The organism is Olleya namhaensis (genome assembly GCF_900114005.1).
In the GTDB taxonomy this organism is placed as follows: Bacteria; Bacteroidota; Bacteroidia; order Flavobacteriales; family Flavobacteriaceae; genus Olleya; species Olleya namhaensis.
Genome location: NZ_FORM01000022.1, coordinates 1 through 2,372 on the forward strand (window position 1 = coordinate 1; position 2,372 = coordinate 2,372).

General features: G+C 39.9%; 1 protein-coding gene. It reads left to right on the forward strand.

Annotation, left to right across the window (positions count from 1 at the left end):
• On the forward strand, positions 1-2,372 hold a 2,372-nt coding region (locus BMZ09_RS15915), incomplete at both ends, for an SdrD B-like domain-containing protein (RefSeq protein WP_143067848.1).

Genomic DNA, 2,372 nt, shown 5'->3' on the forward strand with positions numbered 1-2,372 from the left:
TTTGAGAATAGTCCAGCACCAGGAAGTGTAAGCGGAACAATCGTAGATGAGAATGGCGATCCTGTATCAGGAATCGTAGTAACATTAGATGATGGCGATGCAGCAACAGTTGATCCAACAGTAACAACAGGAGTTGATGGAACATACGAATTTACAGATGTACCAGTAGGAGAATATACAATAGATCAAACAACACCAGCAGATACAACAGTAGTTGATGGCGATACAACAGATGATAGTGATACTGTAGCAAATACAGACACAACAGATGGAAGTATTCCAGTAACAGTAACAGCAGGAGAAGTTGATGCAGATAACAACTTTGAGAATAGTCCAGTAGTAGGAGATTTAACAGGAGTTGTATTTGAAGACACCAACAATAACGGTGTTCAAGATGCAGGTGAAGAAGGAATTGCAGGAGTAGATGTAGTTATTACGGATGTTAACGGAGACGAAACAACAGTAACAACAATAGCAGATGGTTCATGGTCAGCAACAGATCTTCCATTAGGAGATGCAGTAGTTGATGTTGATGAGACAACATTACCAGCTGATATTACAGATACTTTAACAACAACAGATTCAGATCCAGAAACAGTCACAGTAGTAGACGGAGTAACATCTACAACAGATGACGGATTTGCACCAGCAGTAGGAGATTTAACAGGAGTTGTATTTGAAGACATCAACGGAGATGGAGTTCAAGATCCAGGAGAAGAAGGAATTGCAGGAGTAGATGTAGTTATTACAGATGTTGACGGAAACGAAACAACAGTAACAACAGATGCAGATGGTATTTGGGAAGCAACAGACATTCCAGTAGGAGATACTGTAGTTGATGTTGACGAAACAACTTTACCAGCAGAAATTACAGATACATTAACAACAACGGATTCAGATCCAGAAACAATTACTGTAGTAGAAGGAGATAACCCAACAACAGATGATGGATTTGCACCAGTAACTTCAGGATTAACAGGAGTTGTATTTGAAGACACCAACAATAACGGTGTTCAAGATGCAGGCGAAGAAGGAATTGCAGGAGTAGATGTAGTTATTACGGATGTTAACGGAGACGAAACAACAGTAACAACAATAGCAGATGGTTCATGGTCAGCAACGGATCTTCCATTAGGAGATGCAGAGGTTGATGTTGATGAAACAACATTACCAGCAGATATTACAGATACTTTAACAACAACAGATTCAGATCCAGAAACAATTACAGTAGTAGATGGAGTAACATCTACAACAGATGACGGATTTGCACCAGCAGTAGGAGATTTAACAGGAGTTGTATTTGAAGACATCAACGGAGATGGCGTACAAGATCCAGGAGAAGAAGGAATTGCAGGAGTAGATGTAGTTATTACAGATGTTGACGGAAACGAAACAACAGTAACAACAGATGCAGATGGTATTTGGGAAGCAACAGACATTCCAGTAGGAGATACTGTAGTTGATGTTGACGAAACAACGTTACCAGCAGAAATTACAGATACATTAACAACAACGGATTCAGATCCAGAAACAATTACTGTAGTAGAAGGTGATAACCCAACAACAGATGATGGATTTGCACCAGTAGATATGGATTCAGATGGAGATGGTGTTTTAGACTCTGTGGAAGTTACAAATGGAACAAATCCAAATGATGCTTGTGAGTATAACGTATCAGATATTACAGAAGTAATCACAGCAACAACAGATTGTGATATGGATGGATTAACTGATGCAGAAGAAATCAACGGACCAGATGGAGATCCAACAACAGATGACGGAACAGACCCAACAGATCCTGATACAGATGGAGATGGTGTGTTAGACGGAACAGAAGTTACAAATGGAACAAATCCAAATGACGCTTGTGAGTATAACGTAGCAGATATTACAGAAGTAATCACAGCAACAACAGATTGTGATATGGATGGATTAACTGATGCAGAAGAGATCAACGGACCAGATGGAGATCCAACAACAGATGACGGTACAGACCCAACAGATCCTGATACAGATGGAGATGGTGTGTTAGACGGAACAGAAGTTACAAATGGAACAAATCCAAATGATGCTTGTGAGTATAACGTAGCAGATATTACAGAAGTAATCACAGCAACAACAGATTGTGATATGGATGGATTAACTGATGCAGAAGAAATCAACGGACCAGATGGAGATCCAACAACAGATGACGGAACAGACCCAACAGATCCTGATACAGATGGAGATGGTGTGTTAGACGGAACAGAAGTTACAAATGGAACAAATCCAAATGACGCTTGTGAGTATAACGTAGCAGATATTACAGAAGTAATCACAGCAACAACAGATTGTGATATGGATGGATTAACTGATGCAGAAGAGATCAACGG